We start from the raw sequence: 21077 nt of genomic DNA on the forward strand, positions 1-21077 counted from the left end.
GGATGGTCTCCTGTTCAAAGATTGGTCTCAGCAACCAAACCTTCTCATCAGGAGGCCATTCCTGCCAATAGCGGCGCCCATCCCGCGTTAGCGGGTTCGTTCAATCCCACAACGATTCAAGATAAGCAGGAACCGCTCTAAGGGCTACGCGACAGGTGCAAACCACCATGGATTTTATTGGGAAATTTCAGATGCAATTCTGATTAATTAGGGTACAGCGACAGCAGGGGAGGCAAAAACATTCACCAACTGTTTGGGTTTTGAGCGGATATTGTTAGCAGAAAACGCGTTCTTTGTGTGCGATGGTTTTAGGCCTGCCACTCAGAGCAATCAACAAATTACGCAGGTAGTATTTGCGAGCCGCTTTTGGGCGCGATCAAATCGCGCTTACTCGACGATGAGTATTTGCCCGTTTACAAGCCCTTCAACTGCTTTGCTGAATGCGCGCCCAACTGCTTCGTTCGAGACATGATTGTGGCCCCTGAAGAAGCCGTCGTATTTAGCGCGCGACACTTCAAGAACTTCCGGGCTAACTGCATTGATGCGGATGCCTCTTGGCATCTCAATTGCTGCGCCTCCGACAAACCCGTCAATCGCTCCATTTGCAGCCGCTGCGCCAGATCCACCTTTTATCGGATCACGGTTGAGGACACCACTCGTCAAAGTGAACGAGCCGCCATCGTTCATATACTCAAACCCTGAAAGCACCAAATTTATCTGCGGCAGCACTTTGCCATTGATGCCTTCGATGAATTGGTCAGTTGTCATCTCATCGACGGGTCCAAAATGCCCATGGCCGACCGCGCAAACCATTGCATCAATTTTGCCGATTGCTTCGTACATAGCTCTAATGCTGGCGACATCTTCAAGGTCAACCTGGATATCACCGCTTGTTTTGCCGACACGGATTATCTGGTGCCTTTCAGATAGTGCCTCGACTGCCGCGTTTCCAACTGCACCGTTTGCACCAACAATAACAACTTTCATTTCGATATTCCTCAGAGTACTTCCCGTAAAATTATGGCCTTAGCGTTAAAGCTAAATCGTCAGCATTGGACAAACAACTAAAAGGTTGGTGTAGTCTAAGCTGCTTTCGAAAATACTTCCGTGAAAGGCTCCAACCTGCCGATATCCCTACGCCAAAAACCATGGTTTGTTAGGTTCTGATATATGAAATTCTGGGATTCTACGCCAGAGAGATTGAGGCCCACCCAAAACGAGCGGGCCTCAAATATTAGCTTTATTCGAATACTGTCGCCGGATAGAATTTTTCCGACACCCACGCGCCATCTTCGGCACGCATGATCAAGAAAGAACCAGCCGGGGTTCCGCTTTCATCCATCGTCAACGGGCCGGATGCACCTTCAAAGTCGATATTGGAGCCTGCAGCAATTAAATCACGCGCCGTTGCAAAATCGGATACCATCTCCCCATCAACAGTAACATCGCGAATTGCCGAATTGATTGACTCGCCGTTGCAGCCTTCCGACCCCTCAAGAGCAAGGGCGACCAACATCGCCATATCATAGGAATTGGCTGCAAACGGGCCAGGTGCAGCACCTGTTTCCGTCATCATTTTCGCGGCAAATGTTTGGTAGGCTGGCAATGAATTGTCAGGTTCTGCGAGTTGAACATAAGCCCTTCCGTTCAAGATGCGCGGATCGACGGCTTCAAAAATCTGCGGGACGGCCAGATCTGCAGTCAACAACCACTCGCCTTCAAACCCACTAACGGCGGCTTCTTTCATAACGGTTACGCCTGATTCCTGACCACCAGCCAAATAGATAACGTCGGGATTGTTCGCAAGGACCGCGACCAGTTCAGCCTGATAAGACGGTTGGCCTGGGTTGTAGATCACATAATCGGTGATTTCGACATTGGCCTCTTCAAGGGCCGCGCGAGCAACCTGCGCAGGAGAGATTGTAGACTCTTCATTTTGAACCAGCATGGCCACAGATTTATAGCCCTTTTCGTTCAGCCAGAGACCCGCCGCGGCACCGTCACCAAGATCCGAACCAACAGTGCGATAAACGTAGTCTCCACCCAGCTCGTCCAAAGTGATTGTACCGGCATAGGGTGAAATGATGGGCGTCTGTCTGCGTTTGGCAAGATCAACAAGCGCCACCATAACGCCGGACGTTGGCCCAAGAATTGCAACAGCACCTTCGGTTTCGATCATCTTGGTGGCTTCACGGATGCCTTTTTCAGCGCTGCCCCCAGTGTCGGCAATAACAGTGCGCAACATCCCGCAAGAGGTACCACCGGCAGCGTTGATTTCGTTGACAGCAACTTCCACACCTCCTGCAACAATAGCACCGAACTCGCCCAGTTCGCCGGTAAGCGGCACCAGCACGCCGACGGTCACATCGGCGGCAGCAAAAGACGGCGCCGCGATGGCCGCTACTGCAGCAATGGCAGTCATGTTACGTAACTTCCTTGAAATTGTATTCATCTGTTTTCTCCTTGTTGGGTCGTATGATCCGGTTTTCCGGTTAGTGTGCCTGTAAAAGCATTTCTTCCAGCCTGCCAGGTTCCAGCAAGTCCGCGCTTGGCAAGGTTTCGCGATTGCGCCCAGCATCAAACATCCAGGTCGTTCGCGATATTTTTAGGATTTTTTCTGGGTTCTGTTCGACGACCCAAATGACGGTCATGCCAGATTGGGCCAGTTCACAAACCCAATCGACGATCCGGTCGACAAAGATCGGCGCCAGTCCCGCAGTCGGTTCATCAAGCATCAAGACCTTCGGCGCACCAATCAACGCATTCGCAACAGCAAGCGTCTGCCGTTCGCCCCCTGACAACGTTGAAGCAAGCTGTGTCGAGCGTTCTTTCAGTATCGGGAACCGTTCATAGGTATTGTCGATACGCGCACCTGTGTCCGCAAAGTTAAGCGCCGAAGCCAATAAGTTGTCGCGCACCGTCATCTCTGCAAAGGTATTGTTCTCTTGCGGAACATAGCCGACGCCAGATCGTGTTGTTGCCAAAGCACTCAATTTAGTAAAAGATTTTCCGTCAATCGTGATCTCGCCACGATCAACAGGTAAGTGACCAGCGATAGTTTTCATCAATGTGCTCTTGCCGGCACCGTTGGGTCCCAAAATACATGTAATCTCGCCGGGCTCCGCGACAAAATTCATCCCATGCAAAATCGTGACCTTCCCATAGCCGCTGTGCAGCCCTTTGACTTCAAGTTTCATGGTCTGCTCCAAGGTAGGCTGAAATTACCGCCGGGTCGTGACGAATAGAATCCGGATCACCCTCTGCAAGCAGCGCACCGTTCTGAAGAACAACGACGCTATCCGCAATGTTTAGCAGAAAGGCCAAATTGTGTTCCACAACGATCAAAGTTGTACCGTCCGCATGAAGCTGCACCAGAATTTCCGACAGTTTCACTTGCAAGTTCGGATCGACCCCTGCTGTGGGTTCGTCTAACAAAAGGATCGAGGGATCACGGTTCAGTTGGCGTGCAACCTCGAGCATGCGAAGTTCACCACCCGACAGGTTTGCAACTGAGTCATGCAACCGGTCCGCAAGCCCGACACGTTCAAGCGCGTGTTCCGCCTTTTCATGTAATTCCACATCTGCAGGGCGCCATCGTCCGAATAGTGCAGCAAGGGGCCCTTCTTCGGAATGCTCTGAACCGACGATGACATTGTCAATCACACTCAAAGACGGAAAAGCGCGTGGCGTCTGAAACGTCCGCCCAAGGCCGTGACCAGCGATTTCAGCAGCCTTGAGCGAAGACAGTTCCACACCATTCATGGCAACACGGCCTTGCGTCGGCTTCAATACACCCGAAATCAGATTGAACGTTGTGGATTTGCCAGCTCCGTTGGGGCCAATCAACCCGAGAAAACCTCCACGATTAACATTAAAGCTGAGGCCGTGTTCACCGCCAACGGCCCGAAATCCATCAAAGTCCATTGCGACGTTCTCGACGCTAAGGATGATATCGCTCATGACGCGTTCCTTTTTGACAATTTTTCCCAAGGCCGCAATCTCAACACGAGTATGAACAGGATTCCCGTGACTATTTCTTCGACCGAAGCAGCAATCTGGGCACCACGTACAGTCTCGAACGGGACCCCTTTGACGAGTTCCTGAAACAATACGAGAGCCATGGCTCCTAAAATCGCACCAACGATTGTCTTTTCACCAGCAAGCACGAGGGCGATCCAAACAAAAAATGTAACTTCTGCCGTAAACATTGCAGGTGCGACCAAGGTGGTAATCATCGCATAAAGAGCTCCGGCAAACCCGATCGGAATTGCTGAGATAATGAACACCTGAAGCCGGATGCGGGCGTCGTCTTTGCCGACGGCCTGCGCCGCGATTTCATCATCATGTACGGCGTCAATTGTCCGGCCGAAGGGTGATTTCAACAGACGGTTAAACACAAAAGCCGTGACCAACATTAACACTACGGCAGCAAGCGCGTATCCGACAGTATCGCTCATACCCAGCGTTGTCGGGTCCGGACGTTCGACATTGGCAAGCCCAACACTCCCGTTACCAATCCGGCGCTCATTAAGAAGGAGGGAATGGAAAACTTCGGCAAAGGCAAACGTCGTCAACGCAAGGTATTCGCCGCGCAACCTGAGTGTCGGCCATCCGGTGACCAGCGCAAAAAGCAGCGACGCAACACCAGCGGCAAGGAAGCCGACGTACCAGGGCATGTCGAAACCAAACCGGTATTGGTCAAGGCCGCTTGGAGGCTCTTGTGTGAAAATTGCGTAGGCGTATGCACCTGCCGCAAAATAGGCTACGGTCCCGAAGTTGATCATGCCACCACGGGCATATTGAAGATTTAGCGACAACGTCAGCACTGAGAAAATGGCCCCGAAGGTGAGTGTCGCGATAATGATTGCGTAAATAGTCATCGTGATTTCTTCCCTGCTAGACCCTCTGGACGGAACATTAGCACCAGAATGACGACGCTAAAGGCGACAAGTGGACGATAGCCTGCGGGTATCCAGAATACCGACACATCCATAGCAACGCCGATAATCAACCCTGCTGCGACGACCGCATAAAGTGAGCCGAGCCCCGCAAGGATTGCGACAGCAAGTATCTGTAGTATTTGGTTAAATGCGATATCGGTCGACAGTGTCGCAATTACAGCAAGCATGACACCTGCGAGACCTGCGAGACCCGACGAAATAAGCCACGTAATGCGCGAGGTCGATTTCACATCAATGCCGCGAGACGCTGCAAGCTCCGGGTTGGCTGACATGGCCCGGATCGCAAGGCCCATTGGTGTTTTGTTAAGAAACAACGCGAGGCCGACTGTTGCCAAAGCCGCGAAAACAACGACGATCATCTGGTAATTCGTGATCCGCAGTCCCCAAAATCGGTAACTTTCAGCAAGCGGAATGTCCAGGCTGCGAATTCCGGTCCCGACGATGGCATCAACCGACCCGCCAAGGACATAGTGCACGCCGACGGACGTAATGAGCAAGATTGCCGGACCAAGCGCACGGATTGGATCATACACAACACGTCCAATAATCAACCCGACAAAAGCTGTAAAAACGATCCCAACCATTGCCGAGGGAATGATGTGCCAGCCCCAAATCACGTTTAGCCCCCATGTGGTAAAGGCCGACACGCCAAGCAATTCAGGGTGCGCAATATTCAGAAATCCCTCAACGCGGCGGGTGAATGAAAAACCGATCGTTGCAAGAATAAGAAAAGACCCCGTAACAAGACCGGTAAGCACAAGCTGGAAGAAAACTGTCATCGCCCCGCCCCTTCGATCTGATCGGATTTGCCAACCGCCAGATCCGGCCCGCAGAGCATATCTGCTGTTGCTTGAAAATAAATCATCTCACAGTTTTCCCTCATGCTTTTTAAGAAGCATACCCCCTTAAATGAAATCCGCAAAGTATTTATTCATGTGATTAATTAATTTGTTTAAGTTATTGTTTAAGCTTTATAATATAAGAAAATACACACCTTATAAGCAGTGATTTCGACGCTAGCTTCACTGGAAATCACCGCTCCACAGCCGAAAAACTTGGCCAGTCGCGCACTGCCCAGAGTGATTCAAGCCATAGGTGCGCGGCTGAATTCGTTATTTGCCTCGATCAGGCGACTCAGCAAATCGATGAAAACTGCTTGCTCTTCAGCGTTGAGCGGACTCATCAGTTTGTCCTGCGCTGCCGCCATGGCGGGCTGCATTTTTTTAATAAGCATGCGCCCTGCCTGCGTGATCCGTACAACGTTTGCGCGCGCGTCGTCTTTCGACGGCTCTCGCGTCACCAGATCATTGCGCACCAGTCTTTTAATGACATCTGCGCCACTGGTACGGTCGATGCCTACAGCTTTGGACAAAGTTAGTTGATCTAGGCCGTCATTTTCCTGCAAGACCGACAAAATAGCAAATTGAACAGCCGTCACACCGTCGGCTCCGCATGCCTCAGCAAACAAACCGACATGAATCTGGTGCAACCGGCGTATCAAATAACCCGGCCTGCTCCAAAGTTGTTTATAACGGCCAGCTAGTTGAGGCATGTGATCGCTTGATGTCATAACGTGACTATACTTGGGTTTGTATTGATTCATTAACAGTTGCCTCCTGTACAGCTTTTGGAGGTTACTAAACCAATTACGAGTTGCTAACAAATTAATTGAGAAGTATGCTCCTTATAATCACGGTTTAACTTCAATTTCAACGAGGAGGTCGCGACATGAAGACAGGTATTGGCGCAAAGGTTCCCCGCAAAGAAGACGCGCGCCACCTGAACGGGACTGCCCAATTCGTCGGTGATATTAAGATGTCGCACCTGTGGGAGGCCGCATATGTCCGCAGCCCCCTTGCCCATGCAAAGATAAAATCAATCACCAAACCAGAAGGGTTTGAGGACCGGGTGTTTTCGATGGCCGACATGGTCGGGCTTGGGCCGATAGCGGCTCAATCAACGCTCCCCACATACAATCAGTCTAATCACTGGCCATTGGCCAAAGACAAGGTCAGGTTTGTAGGCGAATGTATTGTCATGTGCGTGGCGCCCACGCGCGCCGAGGCAGAGGATCTAGCGGAGGCCGTCATTGTGGATCTGGAGCCTCTGCCAGTTCATGTCACGGTCGATACTGCCCTTGCCCCGAACGCCGAAAAGCTCCACGATGAATGGGAAAACAACCTGTTTCTGACAACGCAGTTCGACACCGACCTTACCGAAATCCGCAAAACCGCCGCCGTTGTCGTTGAGCGCGAGTATTCAACGGCACGGCAATGCATGGCTCCAATGGAGGGTAAAGGCGCGCTGGCCTATTGGGACGGCAAAGCAGATCAGCTTGTGATATACACCTCGACACAGGTACCTCATTTAATCCGCACAGGCTTGGCTGAATGTATGGGCCTTGATCAGGGCGAGGTACGAGTCATTGCACCCGATGTCGGCGGAGGCTTTGGTTACAAATGCGTCTTGCAGCCAGAAGAGCTGACAGTGGGGTGGGCTGCCAAACATCTTGGCCGGCCCATCCGCTGGACCGAAGACCGGCGCGAACATCTGACTGCCGGTGCCAATACGCGCGAACACAAATACAAAATGACGGCTTATGCTGATGATACCGGTCGCCTTCTCGGCGTGGATGCCGATATCTGGGTCGATGTCGGCGCCTATTCCGTATGGCCGTTCACCGCCTGCCTCGAGGCTGCACAAGCAGGAGGCAACCTGCCCGGACCGTATGATCTGGGCGCTTATGCTTGCCGGACCTATTCGGTCGCCACAAACAAGCCGGGATTCACGCCCTACCGCGGCGTAGCGCGCCCTGGCGTCTGTTTCGCGATGGAGCTGACGATTGACGCCATTGCGCGCGCGGTGGGTCGTGATCCGCTTGATGTGCGCCGCCTGAATCTGGTTCCCGGCAGCAAGATGCCTTACACGAACATCACCGGAAAATTCTATGACACCGGTGATTATCCGGAAGCGGCGCGTCAGGCTGCTGAAATGATCGACGCAAAATCTTTTGCGAAACGCAAAGCAGAAGCGGCCAGCACGGGGCGGCATCTGGGGATCGGATTTTCGTCGTTCACAGAACAATCCGCACACGGCACAAAGGTATTCGCGTCCTGGGGGCTTGCGCTCGTGCCAGGCTACGAACAGGCGATGGTGAAACTGGCCCCGACCGGATCGGTCGAAGTCAAGTCAGGCAACCAAACGACAGGGCAAGGCCTCGAGACGACAATCGCGCAAGTGGCCAGTGACTGGCTGTCACTTGATATTTCCAGCATCAAGGTAACGATGGGCGATACGGGCATGACGCCCTATTCAACGGGCGCTTATGCGTCGCGCGGGATGGTGATGGCAGGTGGTGCTGTGTCAAAAGCATCCGAAGAGCTGGCCCGCCGTATTCGGGTACTGGGTGCCCATCTCCTGCAATGCAAAGCGGAAGAAACCGAACTGAAAGACGGCGCCGTCTTCAGAGGCGCAGCGTCGGTCAGCCTGAAACAGATCGCTCAGGCTTGGTATTTGCGGCCAGATCTGTTGCCCGACAATATCGAAACCACCGGAATGGAAGTCACCGAAGGATACAAGCCAACCATTGATACCGGTGTCTTTACGTATGCCACCCATGCCGCCGTTGTCGAAGTCGACATCGAAACCGGCAAGGTCGACATCCTCGATTATGTGATTTTCGAAGATTGCGGAACGCGGGTGAACCCGCTGATCCTTGATGGTCAATCTTATGGGGGTGCCGCGCAGGGGATCGGTACCGCACTTTTTGAAGAGGTGATTTATGACAGCGCAGGCCAGCCGCTGACCTCTACACTGGCGGACTATATCCTTCCGGGCCCTGCGGAATTGCCCAGTTTCCGCCTTGGTCATTCTGAATCGCCTTCGCCCTACTCGCGTCACGGGATCAAGGGCGTCGGCGAAGGAGCCGCAATCGCTCCCAGCGGGGCACTGGTGAACGCGATCAACGATGCGCTCACCCCGTTTGGGGCCGAGATTAACAGCATTCCAGCCACGCCGCACCGCATACTTCAGGCGATATTCGACGCCCGCGATGCCCGCGAAATGTTGGAGGCGGCAGAATGAAACCAGTTCCTTTTTCACACAATATCGCTGACACACTACAGCTCGCCAGCAAGGCACTCAACACTGACGGCAGCAAGATTATTGCAGGCGGTCAATCCATTGGTCCTATGCTCAACCTGCGCCTAGTGCGCCCGACAACCCTGATTGGCGTCACCCGACTGGAAGAGCTGCAAAAAATTCATATAACAGGCGACACTCTGTCCATCGGTGCTGCCGTCACACATGCACGCATCGAAGACGGCATCGATGGTGTCGATCTTCCGCCCATGATGCGCCATGTGGCCCGCAGCATCGCCTACCGCGCCGTCCGGAACAAAGGCACATTGGGCGGGTCACTTGCCCACGCGGATCCCGCGGCCGATTGGGTCACAACAATGACAGCACTTGGTGCGCAACTCGTGATCAGGGACGCGCGCGGAAAATCGCGGCGTGAACCGATGGCCAGTTTCATGCGCGGTGCCTATCGGACGGGATTGCAACAGGACGAATGTATCACCGCCGTGGAAATGCCCGTTGCCATGGGACAGGCCTTATGGGGGTACGATAAAATCTGCCGCAAGGTCGGAGAATTTGCAGATGCGATCGGTGCGATCGTGATACACCCAGATTTGAAATATGCCCGCGTCGTCGTTGGTGCGACAGAAGATGCACCGCTACTGCTGCCGGACATGGCCCGCGAAATTGCGCGCACCGCAACCGCTCCTTCACTGGGTGACATCGACAGCACGCTCGCGACATATCTGCCCGGCGCGTCACGCGTGAAAAGACAACTGTTGAAAACCGCCCTGTCGCGCGCCATTGCAAAGGTTATACCATCATGAATGCCACCGTTACGCCTTCTGTCGCCAAACAGCCAGTATCGTTGATAGTGAACAACATGCCCGAGACTGTTCACGTAACTCCGCGCACGACACTGGCGGAAATTCTGCGCGACCATCTGGATCTGACGGGAACACATCTGGGCTGTGAACAGGGTGTTTGTGGCGCCTGCACGGTCATGGTGGACGGACGTCCGGAACGCGCGTGCCTGACCTTTGCCGTATCTTGCGAAGGTGCCGCAGTCGAAACTGTCGAAGGGTTCAAAGGCGACGATCTGATGGATCGACTACGGGCCGCGTTTCACCGCAATCACGCGCTACAATGCGGGTTTTGCACACCCGGCATGCTCGCAACTGCGCGCGATCTGGTCGAACGGCTCGATACCGCCGACGAAGTGCGCATCCGCAACGAATTGTCAGGAAATTTGTGCCGTTGCACCGGATACGTCGGGATTGTAAACTCCATCGTGCAAGTGATCGAAGAAAGGCGCGCATGCGGCCTTCCGTCCACCGGTATGCCGCGCCTTGACCGCGCCCCACCGACAGGATTCGCGCCCTTTGATGCTGACATCTTCAAACAACCGTCAGCCCCCGCCGTGTCATCCGGGACGATGACTGTTGAAAACGGATGGTCTGTCGTCAAACGCGAGGTCGCGATCAACCATTCATCGGATACCGTCTGGGCGCATTTTTCAGATCTGGACGCGGTCGCGGCCTGTCTGCCTGGGGCGAAACTCGCCCAACATGACGACAGCACTTTTGAAGGTCATATCAGCGTCGCCTTTGGCCCAATTGCTGCAAAATTCGAAGGCGAGGGCACCTATAAAACCGACGATAGTACCCGCATCGGCACCGTATCGGGGCGCGGCAAGGATCGCGGCGGCCAATCCGCAGTCGAAGGCGAACTAAGCTATACAGTCCGGCGCGCGCAAGGCAACCCGGATGCGTCCGTCGTGGATGTCGGGTTCCGGTTCCGTATTCAAGGCATTCTTGGCCAGTTTAACCGGCCCGAACTGGTCAACGGTTTTGTCGATTATATTCTGGGCGAGTTTGTCGCCAACTGCGACTCCGTCTTATCGGGGGGCGAATTGCGCTACAACAAAGGCATCAGCGCGTTTACCATGATCCGTGTTGTTATCGCTGGCAAACTGCGGGCCTTGTTTCAGCGAAGCTGACTGCCCAACGGTCCCTAACAAAAAAGTGGGCGCGAACGATAATACGTTCGCGCCCACTTTTTTTAAAAAACAGTCTTTTGTCAGACCGGACTGTTATGTCAGACTGGTAGGACGAGCGCATTATGGACAAGCAGCGTATCATAAATCGCGATGCGTGATTTCAACAAAAGGCTACCGTTGCCCTGTGTCTCAAAAACATCCTGCATCCGTCCGGCCATATGCAGACGCCCCTCAGGCAATTCAGCCAGCACCTCGATCAGGATAAAATTGGTTTCGGACCTGATTGTCCCAGTGTCGTCTATGCTCAAGATACGCGTATTTGTCATAAAGTGGCGCAAATATCGCGGGCCGAACATGGAGGTCTTGGCGATCGCCATCGCACGATCTTTCATCATGTTCTTGCCTTCGCAGTAGACAAGCCCCACAGGAAGCCCGTGATCGTAGTTTTCACGGCTGACGATATTGTAAAATCCGTCTTCCGTGAAAAACTCTGGCCAGTCTTCCAGATCACCGTCGTCAAGTACGGCACAATAGATCGCGTTAAACGCTTCGACTGCGTATAGGGCATCGCGCACGGCGGGGCTCGTGGCCCGCTGCAACGCGCCTGTCACGTCTTTCAGTCCGACATCAAGTGACGGTTTTGTTTCGCGGCTCATACGCCCATCTCCTCGCGCCAGTGCTGATACAGTGCGCGGATCGCAGCCTCTGATATCAGAGTTTCAGATGTGCCAGCGGGCACGTCGGGATCGAGCTGCACCATGTGATTTGCAGGTTTGGCTGAATTCAGCATTCCGTCCTGCACAAACTTTATCGCCTCGTTGTCTTCCAATCCAAGAAAACCCGCAGGGCCCATCAAATTGCCCTGACGCAATCGGTGGCGTATCATTTCTTCGTCATCGTCCTCGTACCCGAACATGGTCCAGATCATAGTAAATTCGTTTGGACCGTTGGGTACTAGCTGACGCACGCCAAGCGTGTTCATCTCGCGTTGAACAATTAGATTCGGCCAGACAACCTGCATGGTGACAGACCACGGGCTGTCGAATTCTGGCACATAATCCATCAAACGCGGATCCGATAACGTCATACCATCCCGATACGCACGCATCTCTTTCTTGTTTTCGTCCGAAACGCTCTTGTCGCTCTTGGCCGACGCCATGGTCGAATGGCGGCCTTTGGGGTCGCAGATCATGGCAGACTTGTTACCTGCCACCAAAAGCCCAAAGGTCACCAGAAACGTATGCAGCAATGTCGCGTGATACGGATCTTTCAGATTCTCCGGATACAATTTCCAGTTGCCCATAATAGTATGACGGTAATGACCGAACAGCTTTAGCTTACGACCCGAAAACACGGCGTCAAAGTCTGTCAGCATGGCCTCGCCCATGTAATCCTCGAAACTTTCCATGTTGTCGGCAAAAGACGCAAAAATCACACCGCCGCGTTTTGTAACATTCAACTTACGCAACCCGTGATCCGCCGCATTAAAATCGGCTGGCATTCCGCCCTCTCCGTTGGCACCACGGCGGAACGGAACACCCGCCAGATTGCCTTTCAGATCATAGCTCCACTCGTGGTAAGGGCAGACAAATTCGGTACTGTTACCACGCAGCTCACGGCAAAATTCAGCGGCACGATGCGAACAACGGTTTTCAAAAACATGGACTTCGCCATCTTCGTCCCGTGACACAACAACTGGGGTCGGCCCGACATATGACCGCACGAAATCACCTGTGTTGGGCACTTCACACTCGAGCGCCACATAGTTCCAAGTTGGCCCCTGGAAAATACGCTCGACTTCACGGTCATAGACATCCTGATTGGTATAGACCCAATCAGGCACGCGGGTCAGCCCTTCGGCTGGCCAGACAAACCGGCTCTCAAATGATTGTTGCTTCATGTCATCCTCCTCGTTGTCGCCCGCTTCGGACCCACCGGTCGCAAGCGGCTGTCCATTCGCCATCAAAGACCTTGCTGCACGCAACGCAGACGGATCACCGAAATCTATGACGCATTTGACCCTGCCAATTGCGTCCTGACCCAAAAAGACCGGCGCCTTGTCACCGTCGCGGCGCACAACAGCCATGTCGGGGTCAGTCTGTCCGTAAATCTGGATCGTGGCACCGAACAGATCAGACCAGAACCACGGCGCATCTTCGGCAACGGGACTGTGTCTGGTGATATGCCGGGCAACGCGTTCTGCGCTTAACCGCGCATTCTGCCAGCTTTCCATACGTTGGAACGGTCCGCCGGGGCGCTCCTGACGGACAGCAACATCACCCACAGCGTAAACGCCCGCAAGGTTTGTACGGTTGGCCACATCGACTAGTATCCCACCTTTGTCGTGGGTTTTGATGTCAGCGTCCGACGCCAAATCGTCGTTGGGGATTGCCCCAATTCCGGCGATGATGACATCCGCATCAATCAAACGGCCGTCGCCCAATCCCACACCCTTGTCACTGACATTCGTGATGCGCGCGCCCAGTTCAATAGAAACGCCGTGCTGCTCGGCAATTCCGGCCAGATAATCGGCGGGTGCCGCGGGCAAAAGACGGGTCATCAAGCGTGATTGTGCTTCAATCACTGTCGCTTTCGCGCCCAACTTTCGCGCAGCAGAGGCCAGCTCGAGCCCGATGAAACCGCCGCCGATGACGGCAACGCTTTGCGCAGTTTTCAACGCAGCGCCAAGATGTTCGGCGTCGTGCAAATCGCGCAAATAATGTATGCGCGTGTCATCAGACCCGCTAACGACAAGTTTACGAGGGCGCGCACCAGTAGCAAGGACCAGAATGTCATAGGAAATAGTTTCGCCATTCGACAAACGAACCGTTTTGTCGTTAGAACAGATGGCGGAAACACTTACACCCAGCATCATTTTCACCTGCAACTCTGCGGCCTGACCTGCCTGAAAGACATACGCATCTTCAATCGTCGTCACACCAGCCAGCAGTTCCTTTGACAGCGGCGGGCGTTCATATGGCATATGTGCCTCAGACCCTATTAGAACGATACGACCACCAAAGCCGTGTTTACGCACCGCAATCACCGTCTCGGCACCCGCCTGCCCGGCCCCGATCACGACAAGCGTGCGATCATCCGATCCAATGACATGCGCGGTCGTGACCACTTCCTCTAGTTGTTGCGCGGGCGTGTTGATATCCACCCATACAAATCCATCTTCTTGTTTAACTGCATAGGTTGCGATGTCCTTGGAAACCGGCGCGCTAAGTGCTTTGCCGGACCGGATGTCGAACAGGCCTTGGTGCAAGGGGCATTCGATGCAGCCACCCTCAACGTGGCCATCTGTTAGATAGGCAAAAGCATGCGTACAGATATTGCCTGTTGCATAAACTTCGCCGTCAACAGCCCATAACGCGATTCGTAGCCCGTCAACCTCTGTGGCGATCGCGCCCTGCTCCAAAACCTGCCTAGTCTCAAGCGTCTTGAACCAGTCCATATTACACCCCGTTCATTTCGGCCAAAGTCGGCATACCAAAAAGGCGTGCTGCATTATCATGGCAAATTTTTCTGCGTGTTGCCTCTTCGATCGGCGCGGTTTCTATGAAATCCACTGCAAGACCGGTGTCCTCATATGGATAATCCACAGAGAACATGACCGCATCCTCGCCCATTTCGCCAATCGCACCGAGGAGTGACGGATGTGAACAAACGCCCGATGTGGTGATCAATATATTGGAGCCGAAATATGCCGATGGCGCACGGTCAAGCGATACACCCATCGGATAGGCGCCAAAGCGGCTATCATACCGCCAACGCAAAAACGGCAGCGCTTCACCCATATGGCCAAGGACAAGTTTAACGTCCGGAAAGCGGTCAAAAACTCCTCCGAAGAGTATACGTAAAGCGTGCGAGCCTGTCTCAACGCCCCACCCCCATGTTGCGCCCTGTAGCACTGGCATACCGCCAAGAACATGCGGCGTGACGTAAGCATTTGATGGGTGGAGGTAGAATGGCACGCCAAGTCTTTCAACCTCGGCCCAAAACGGGTCGTAGTCTGTCCCTTCGTAATAGGTGCCATGCGTGTGACTATTAACAAGGCACCCTTGCAATCCAAGTTCGTTCACAGCGCGGTTAAGTTCTTTTGCAGCAGCCTCGGGATCGTGCATCGGCAAGGTCGCAAGCCCACCCAAACGATCAGGTCGTTTTGAGATTTTTTCAGCAATAAAGTCATTGGCACCCATCGCCACATTGACTGCATTTTCTATGGCTTCACCCTGTGTTCCGGGCCCCGTCAGCGACATAATCGAACGAGTAATTCCACCGCGATCCATCAATTCGATACGTTCACCATCAAAATCGCCAAGACGGCGCATCAGGATTTCAGCCTGATCCTGCGGAATCAATTTCAGAAAAGCCTCTGAATGCTTCTCAAATCCCGGCGCCATAAAATGCTCTTCAAACGTTATCTTGGGTGTCATGGGAATCTCCTGTTAAAGACTATATGAAGTATACTTCCTTTATAAGTCGAAGCAACTGCACCGTGTTCTAATCAAAGGTCGCATACCGGTCATTTTCTAAATACTGGCGCCCTACGGATCAAAGCCCGTTAAGATAGGACAGCACGTCAGCTGATTGGATAACGTCTCCGTATTTCTGATCGATGTCATACAATGCAGCTTCATGTGGCGGTGCGGCACGGTCTGCACAAGCATCTGCCACGACAAGGACATTGAACCCGCTTTGAACAGCATCCACAGCCGACGCCCGGACACATCCCGAAGTCGTCGCACCTGTTAGGATCGTGGTATCAATACCGACGCCCGCCAAATGCGCTGCTAGGTTGGTGCCAAAAAACGCCGAAGCCCCTTTTTTGACCACCACCGCATCATCAGGCAACCGGTGTAACCGCGCGTCAATCTCGACAAGGTGGCTACCTTCGACCAGCGCTTTCATGCCCTGCGCTTTCCGAAGCCAAGCAAGGGTATCCACCTCGGCAGTGTTAAATGCAATAACGGAGAAAATCACCGGAACCGACTTTTCGCGCGCAACCGCAATCAGGCTGTTTGTGACGACAATCTGCGCGTCGGCATCAGACGCCGTGGGATAGCGCGGATCGGTAAAACCATAGCTGAAATCAATAACGACCAACGCTGGCTTAGAACCACGTGGAACACGCACCCCGAAACCTGCGTCTTCATAAACTTTTTTCTGGCTCATGTTACCCTGCCCGACCCTAGCACCGCTCCATCTGCATTTCCTTCACCACAAGATCACCGTCAATTACGATCGGCTCGTCATCAAGAAACAGAGAACAATTGCGCATCGGAATGTCGAGGTGACATGCCGTGTCGTTAGACCCGCCCAACTCATTATTCGGACCGGTCGAAAACATCACGTTGCCGTAGAAACTGCGCGGCTCCATTCCCATGCCACCGGGAAATTCACCTGGCGTCATGCGATGCCATTTCGCATCGGGGTTCATGCCCCATCCTACATGGCTCATGCCCTTGCCACGCTCGTCGTTAAACCCGCCCATGTAAGATTGTACAAGCTGGCAATCCAGCCCACCCCTCATGTCAGTGATGAACCCTTTTTCGATGGTATAGGTGATCGGGTCGCGGACATACATGTTTTGCGGCAACAACACATCACCCGGTGCGACAACAATCTGGCCGTCAACACCGTCATCATCTCCGCCCGTAAACACAAAACCCGAAGGCCAGTGATCCCAACGGCCCGCCTCGTCGGTACAGGCGTATTCCGCAACAGTCGGATAGGTATTCAGCTTGTAGGTCACATCAGTGCCATGCGGCGATGTAATGCGCATCACCTTGGCTTTCGTCAGATATTCAGCACCGATTTCAACCTTCTCGCGCAGTTCCTTGGATGGCAACATCCGCGCCAGAAGCTCGGGCGGCTCAACCGCCGTAAGTATCCGTGTGCCTGCGTCCTGAATGGCGAACTGTTCCGGCGAAAACAGAAGGAACACGCAATCAATCAACATATCACATGCCTTTAGCGCGTCCACCGCGTCAGGCATGGCGGCAAGGCCGGTTACGCCGACATTCCAGCCGCCGATCGCAGATGGCGCCGGAAGGCGCATATGATACATCGACGCCCCAATTTGTGCGCCCGCAGCCATAAACGCATTGGCATAATCCAGCCGTTCGTTGCCCTGGGTCAGCACAATAAGTTTTTCGCCTTCATGTACGCCAGACATCTTCAACTGATGCAGGCAAATCTGTGTAAAACTCTCTTGATCCATATCGAAAATCCTCTTTTCTACGCGTCTTCGCTGAAATTCATAACGGCGTCCAAAAATCCCTCAAGGTTGTCCCAAGGGATCATATGGCCCGCGTCTTGCACAACTTTCACCTCGATGTGCGGGGCAAGGCTTTGTATTTCGGTAATGTCGTCTTCGCCAATCACCGGCGCATTACCAGCCTTCAGCAGACGCATCGGCAATTTGATATGCGGCAGGTCGGCATGAATATCGTCGGTGTGAAAACCGTCATACGCTGTCTTGATTGCATCAAGCTGGCAAGTGTGAAGCCATTCCGCCCGCAACCCGACCTGATCATTAGTCCACGTCGGACAGAAAGCCCGCATTTCTTCGGCAGAACAGCCTTTAGTCGCGGCAATAATCGAATCTTCATACCACTGCCATTTAGCAGGATATGCGCGCCTACTAGGTCCGCTGACCGGAGGATCTACAAGGATTAGACCTGACATCGCGTCGCTATTCTTGCGCGCAGCACGAATTGCATTTCGTGCCCCCATTGAGTGCCCAAGGATGACCGGCCTGTCCATATCGCCAGCATCAATAACGCCAAGCGCATCCTCTGCCATTGCATCAAGTGAATAATTAAGATCACCAGCCTGACTTAGACCACGACCCCGCACATCAAGCACATGAACATCAAACTTTTCGGCCAGCCGCTCTGCGACAAAACCCCATGTAATCGCAGGCGATGTAATTCCGGGAATAAGCAGCATCTGGGGGCCTTCACCTGCATAATGCAACAGGTGTTGGCGGATACCGTTTGCGTGAAGATTATATCCGCGTGCCATGTTACGATCCTTTAATATTTGCCCGAAAGCAGCGCACCACCACCGGGTACCAACGTATCCAGATCAAGCGCCTTCAGCATCGCCCATGTCGTCGCAATCGCCGCCGTTACAACGGGCTTACCGGTCGCCGCTTCAGCCTCGGGAACCGCACGCAGCGATGGCATTTGCACGCAAGCCGACAACACAATGGCATCAACATCACTAGTGTCCATGCCAGCAACAATACCTGGCAAGTTCATCGGATCATGCGCGGCAACTGCAAGATTGTCCTGAATTTCCAGCGCCTTCCACGTTGTGACTTCGATGCCTTCAGCGCGGATATATTCAACAACCATTTCGGTCAGCGGCTTCATATAGGGTGCGACCACAGCGACCTTTTTGGCCCCCATTGCGTGCAGCCCATCGACGAGAGCGCCCGCAGACGTGATGACAGGCGCCTCGGCCGCATTGTCCTTTGTTACCTGACCCAGACGCTCTGCAGATTTACGGTGATATCCGTGGCCCATCGACATGATCGCAACCAGACAGGCGTAACCCAATACATCGACGCGCGCGTCGCTCAGTTCGAGCGCACAACGGTCACTGTCACCGTCCATAGCCTTCAATTCTTCTTCTGTGACTTTTTTCATACGCATACGACTGGAATGGAATGTGAATGTTTCGGGGTGGACCTGTCCACGCGCACGCAAAAGCGCCGGAATTTCGGTTTCCATCGTTACGTTGGAACTAGGGACAATCTGTCCTACGCGATAACTTCTCATGATCATTCTCCAATATGGACGTTAATCATGTATTAATTCAAACTTCGATTAATAACAAGCCAACATTTTCCTACAGCAGTTTGCCTTTCGTGGTTCAAAGCAATGGGGTGTTCTCAGGCGCGGTCATTCCCGCGCTCAGGAAAATCACAAGATTATCGAGTACTTCGGTCTTGTCCACTTTACCAAGCTGGTTGTCCGTCAGGTCATTCAGCCGGTCCACGTCATTCAGCATGAACAAATATGCACCAATCAAAAACGCCATACGCAATCCAACGGTAGGTTTGGAAAGCTCAGGAAGGGCGTCAGAAATGGCACTGATGTAACGTTTGGCAGATTGGTCGTAAACCTCGCGGCGCAATCGCAACGCATGCTCTTCCGGTTCAGCATGTAAACGGGCTTGCAGCTTGACAAATGCCGCGCCGGACTCGCTGCTATATTTCATATCCCATTGGGGCGTAAGGTAGGCACGCACAAGCTCTTCGACCGATGGAGCGGCCGGCTGTGCAAGCAATGCGTCAAGCAGCTCTTCACGGCGCCGCCCGATATGTTTTCCACGACGCAGAAACACCTGATCAAAAAGATGTTGCTTGGATTGAAAATAATAGTTAATCAAGGCCTGATTGACATTTGACTTGCTTGCGATGTCACGCATACGGCTTCCGTTATAGCCGTGTTCGGAGAAAACCTGTTCCGCACTATCCAGAATGGCGACCCGTAGATCCTTATCACCCGCAGGGCGTCCCGGACGCCGCTGCTTGGACTTCGGTTTGCTGGAATCAATATTTCTGTTCATCATCTATTGATGCCCCGCGATAAAGACTTTGTCGAGTTCCAACTCCGGATCATTGCTTCGATGAAAGCGACTCTTGCTTCCGGTCTAATCGGCCAGCTCGGGAAACGATGAGGGTGGGTAGATCATGTGGTTTTCATATTCTTCGGTTTCAGTTTGGGCAAGGGCGCCGGGAGCGGAGTCCCCAAATTGCTCAAGCGCCTGGCGCACTTCTGCGGGTGTTTTGTTGCCGAGCGACGAGTGCGGCCTGACGTAGTTATAGTCGTATCGCCATAGGGCCAGCTTGCCCCTTCGATCGTCCAGACTGCCAAACATCTCCTCGATCAGGAGTTCATCGCGCAGGCTGCCATTGAAGCTTTCGATGAAGGCGTTCTGTTGGGGCTTGCCCGGGTCGATGTAGTGCTAGTCGACATTGTTTTCGTTGACTTATTTCAGGATCGACGAGCTGGTGAACTCCGTCCCCACCCGAATAGCGCCGGGCATACCGCGCCACTTGAACCACCCCGGTTTTACCGGAGACTGTTTAGTTCTTCTCAAGCGACTTTATCGAGTGTGTTCATGTTTGCATAGAAGGCCTCCTCTGCCTCAGTTGGTGTAATGTATCCGATTGGTTCAAGCAGACGCCGATTGTTGAACCAGTCGACCCATTTGAGGGTTTCCCATTCAACGGCGTCAGCGGATTTCCACGGTCCCAATCTGTGGATGACTTCGGCTTTGAACAGGCCGATCATGGTCTCAGCCAGAGCGTTATCATAACTGTCGCTGACGGTCCCCACGCTGGGTTCCAAGCCTGCATCAGCCAGCCGTTCTGTGTATTTGATCGACAGATATTGGCTGCCCCGGTCGCTGTGGTGGATCAAGCTATCTGCCGGCCTTCTTTCATAGAGCGCCTGTTCAAGTGCGTCCAAAACAAGCTGCGTTTGCTGCGATCTGGAAGCCCGCCAACCGACGATCTTGTTGGCAAAGGTGTCGATCACAAAGGCGACGTACACAAACCCCTGCCACGTCGAGACATAGGTAAAGTCCGACACCCAGAGTTGGTTGGGCATGGTCGCACGGAACTGCCTGTTCACTCGGTCCATTGGGCATGGCAGGACCTTGTCCGGCCAGGTCGTCTTGACCTTCTTGCCACGCCGAACGCCTTCAATGCCGATGTCTCGCATCAGTCGTTCAACGGTGCAGCGGGCGATGTCAAACTTCTCTCGTTTCATCGCGTGCCACAGTTTGCGTGCCCCATAGACCGATAGGTTATCTTCCCAGACACGCTTCATCTCGGGCCGTAATTCAGCGTCACGCTTGGCACGATCCGATGCTTTGCCTGGATCGCTCTCCACGGCCAGATGCGCATAGAACGTCGACGGGGCAATCTGTAAAACACGGCAAATTGGCTCGACCCCACACACCTCCCGGTGTTCCTTGATGAACGCAATCATTTCCGAAACGGGCGGTCGAGTATC

General features: G+C 53.4%; 18 protein-coding genes, 2 pseudogenes and 1 other annotated feature (1 of these 21 running past the window's edge). Of the genes and pseudogenes, 3 read left to right on the plus strand and 17 right to left on the minus strand.

The genetic code is table 11. The annotated features are described in order from the left end of the window. Positions 1-387: 387 nt before the first annotated feature. From VGP75_RS16745 to VGP75_RS16775, 7 genes are all read right to left on the minus strand, one after another. Positions 388-987: a short chain dehydrogenase gene (locus VGP75_RS16745; RefSeq protein ID WP_087210573.1), complete on the minus strand. Its 600-nt coding sequence runs from the start codon at positions 985-987 to the stop codon at positions 388-390. Positions 988-1240: 253 nt separating this feature from the next. Next, a complete protein-coding gene (locus tag VGP75_RS16750) occupies positions 1241-2452 on the minus strand; it encodes an ABC transporter substrate-binding protein (protein WP_327544749.1) in 1212 nt (403 codons plus the stop codon). Positions 2453-2492: 40 nt separating this feature from the next. Beyond that, positions 2493-3197 (minus strand): ABC transporter ATP-binding protein, encoded by a 705-nt coding sequence (locus VGP75_RS16755; RefSeq protein ID WP_327544750.1) that lies wholly within the window; start codon positions 3195-3197, stop codon positions 2493-2495. Continuing rightward, entirely contained in the window at positions 3187-3960 is a 774-nt protein-coding gene (locus tag VGP75_RS16760) for an ABC transporter ATP-binding protein (protein WP_087213424.1), read from the minus strand. Before VGP75_RS16760 ends, VGP75_RS16755 begins: the two co-directional genes overlap by 11 nt. Next, complete coding sequence (locus tag VGP75_RS16765; RefSeq protein WP_110280941.1) at positions 3957-4880, minus strand: branched-chain amino acid ABC transporter permease; 924 nt, start codon at positions 4878-4880, stop codon at positions 3957-3959. Before VGP75_RS16765 ends, VGP75_RS16760 begins: the two co-directional genes overlap by 4 nt. Continuing rightward, complete coding sequence (locus VGP75_RS16770) at positions 4877-5740, minus strand: branched-chain amino acid ABC transporter permease (protein ID WP_327544751.1); 864 nt, start codon at positions 5738-5740, stop codon at positions 4877-4879. The genes VGP75_RS16765 and VGP75_RS16770 overlap by 4 nt, the downstream gene beginning before the upstream one ends. 305 nt (positions 5741-6045) lie before the next feature. After that, positions 6046-6564 (minus strand): MarR family winged helix-turn-helix transcriptional regulator, encoded by a 519-nt coding sequence (locus VGP75_RS16775; RefSeq protein WP_327544752.1) that lies wholly within the window; start codon positions 6562-6564, stop codon positions 6046-6048. 125 nt (positions 6565-6689) lie between these two features. Between VGP75_RS16775 and VGP75_RS16780 the strand changes: the two genes are divergently transcribed. Genes VGP75_RS16780 through VGP75_RS16790 form a run of 3 tightly spaced genes read left to right on the plus strand, consistent with a single transcriptional unit; the run spans position 6690 to position 11037 of the window. Continuing rightward, the gene (locus VGP75_RS16780; RefSeq protein ID WP_087210596.1) at positions 6690-9044 is read left to right on the plus strand and encodes a xanthine dehydrogenase family protein molybdopterin-binding subunit; all 2355 of its coding nucleotides are present in this window, start codon (positions 6690-6692) and stop codon (positions 9042-9044) included. Then, positions 9041-9865, plus strand: coding sequence for an FAD binding domain-containing protein (locus tag VGP75_RS16785; protein ID WP_327544753.1), 825 nt, complete (start codon positions 9041-9043; stop codon positions 9863-9865). The genes VGP75_RS16780 and VGP75_RS16785 overlap by 4 nt, the downstream gene beginning before the upstream one ends. After that, positions 9862-11037, plus strand: coding sequence for a 2Fe-2S iron-sulfur cluster-binding protein (locus VGP75_RS16790; protein WP_327544754.1), 1176 nt, complete (start codon positions 9862-9864; stop codon positions 11035-11037). The genes VGP75_RS16785 and VGP75_RS16790 overlap by 4 nt, the downstream gene beginning before the upstream one ends. A 98-nt stretch (positions 11038-11135) precedes the next feature. Here the strand turns inward: VGP75_RS16790 and VGP75_RS16795 are convergent, their stop codons facing one another. From VGP75_RS16795 to VGP75_RS16840, 10 genes and pseudogenes are all read right to left on the minus strand, one after another. Then, positions 11136-11693, minus strand: coding sequence for an aromatic-ring-hydroxylating dioxygenase subunit beta (locus VGP75_RS16795; protein ID WP_327544755.1), 558 nt, complete (start codon positions 11691-11693; stop codon positions 11136-11138). Beyond that, positions 11690-14494 carry an FAD-dependent oxidoreductase gene (locus tag VGP75_RS16800; protein ID WP_327544756.1) on the minus strand — a complete coding sequence of 935 codons (2805 nt, stop codon included), beginning with the start codon at positions 14492-14494 and terminating at the stop codon, positions 11690-11692. The genes VGP75_RS16795 and VGP75_RS16800 overlap by 4 nt, the downstream gene beginning before the upstream one ends. A gap of 1 nt (position 14495) precedes the next feature. Further along, the gene (locus VGP75_RS16805) at positions 14496-15476 is read right to left on the minus strand and encodes an amidohydrolase family protein (protein WP_327544757.1); all 981 of its coding nucleotides are present in this window, start codon (positions 15474-15476) and stop codon (positions 14496-14498) included. A gap of 118 nt (positions 15477-15594) precedes the next feature. Further along, positions 15595-16215 carry an isochorismatase family protein gene (locus tag VGP75_RS16810; protein ID WP_327544758.1) on the minus strand — a complete coding sequence of 207 codons (621 nt, stop codon included), beginning with the start codon at positions 16213-16215 and terminating at the stop codon, positions 15595-15597. A gap of 16 nt (positions 16216-16231) precedes the next feature. Beyond that, positions 16232-17263, minus strand: a complete 1032-nt coding sequence (locus VGP75_RS16815) for a 2,5-dihydroxypyridine 5,6-dioxygenase NicX family protein (RefSeq protein ID WP_327544759.1) — start codon at positions 17261-17263, stop codon at positions 16232-16234. A 17-nt stretch (positions 17264-17280) separates the two neighbouring features. After that, positions 17281-18069, minus strand: a complete 789-nt coding sequence (locus VGP75_RS16820) for an alpha/beta fold hydrolase (RefSeq protein WP_087210621.1) — start codon at positions 18067-18069, stop codon at positions 17281-17283. An 11-nt stretch (positions 18070-18080) separates the two neighbouring features. Continuing rightward, positions 18081-18830 carry a maleate cis-trans isomerase family protein gene (locus VGP75_RS16825; protein ID WP_526025525.1) on the minus strand — a complete coding sequence of 250 codons (750 nt, stop codon included), beginning with the start codon at positions 18828-18830 and terminating at the stop codon, positions 18081-18083. Positions 18831-18924: 94 nt separating this feature from the next. After that, on the minus strand, positions 18925-19626 hold the full coding sequence (locus VGP75_RS16830) for a TetR/AcrR family transcriptional regulator (RefSeq protein WP_327544760.1): 702 nt from the start codon (positions 19624-19626) through the stop codon (positions 18925-18927). A gap of 81 nt (positions 19627-19707) precedes the next feature. Next, a pseudogene (locus VGP75_RS16835) lies at positions 19708-20082 on the minus strand (integrase core domain-containing protein); the annotation flags it as partial. A gap of 71 nt (positions 20083-20153) precedes the next feature. Then, a pseudogene (locus VGP75_RS16840) lies at positions 20154-21071 on the minus strand (IS3 family transposase); the annotation flags it as partial. Next, positions 20979-21077 (minus strand) — a sequence feature (AL1L pseudoknot) (it continues 19 nt past the right edge of the window). Its footprint overlaps the pseudogene before it by 93 nt.

This window comes from Yoonia sp. (assembly GCF_036007805.1).
Lineage (GTDB): Bacteria > Pseudomonadota > Alphaproteobacteria > Rhodobacterales > Rhodobacteraceae > Yoonia.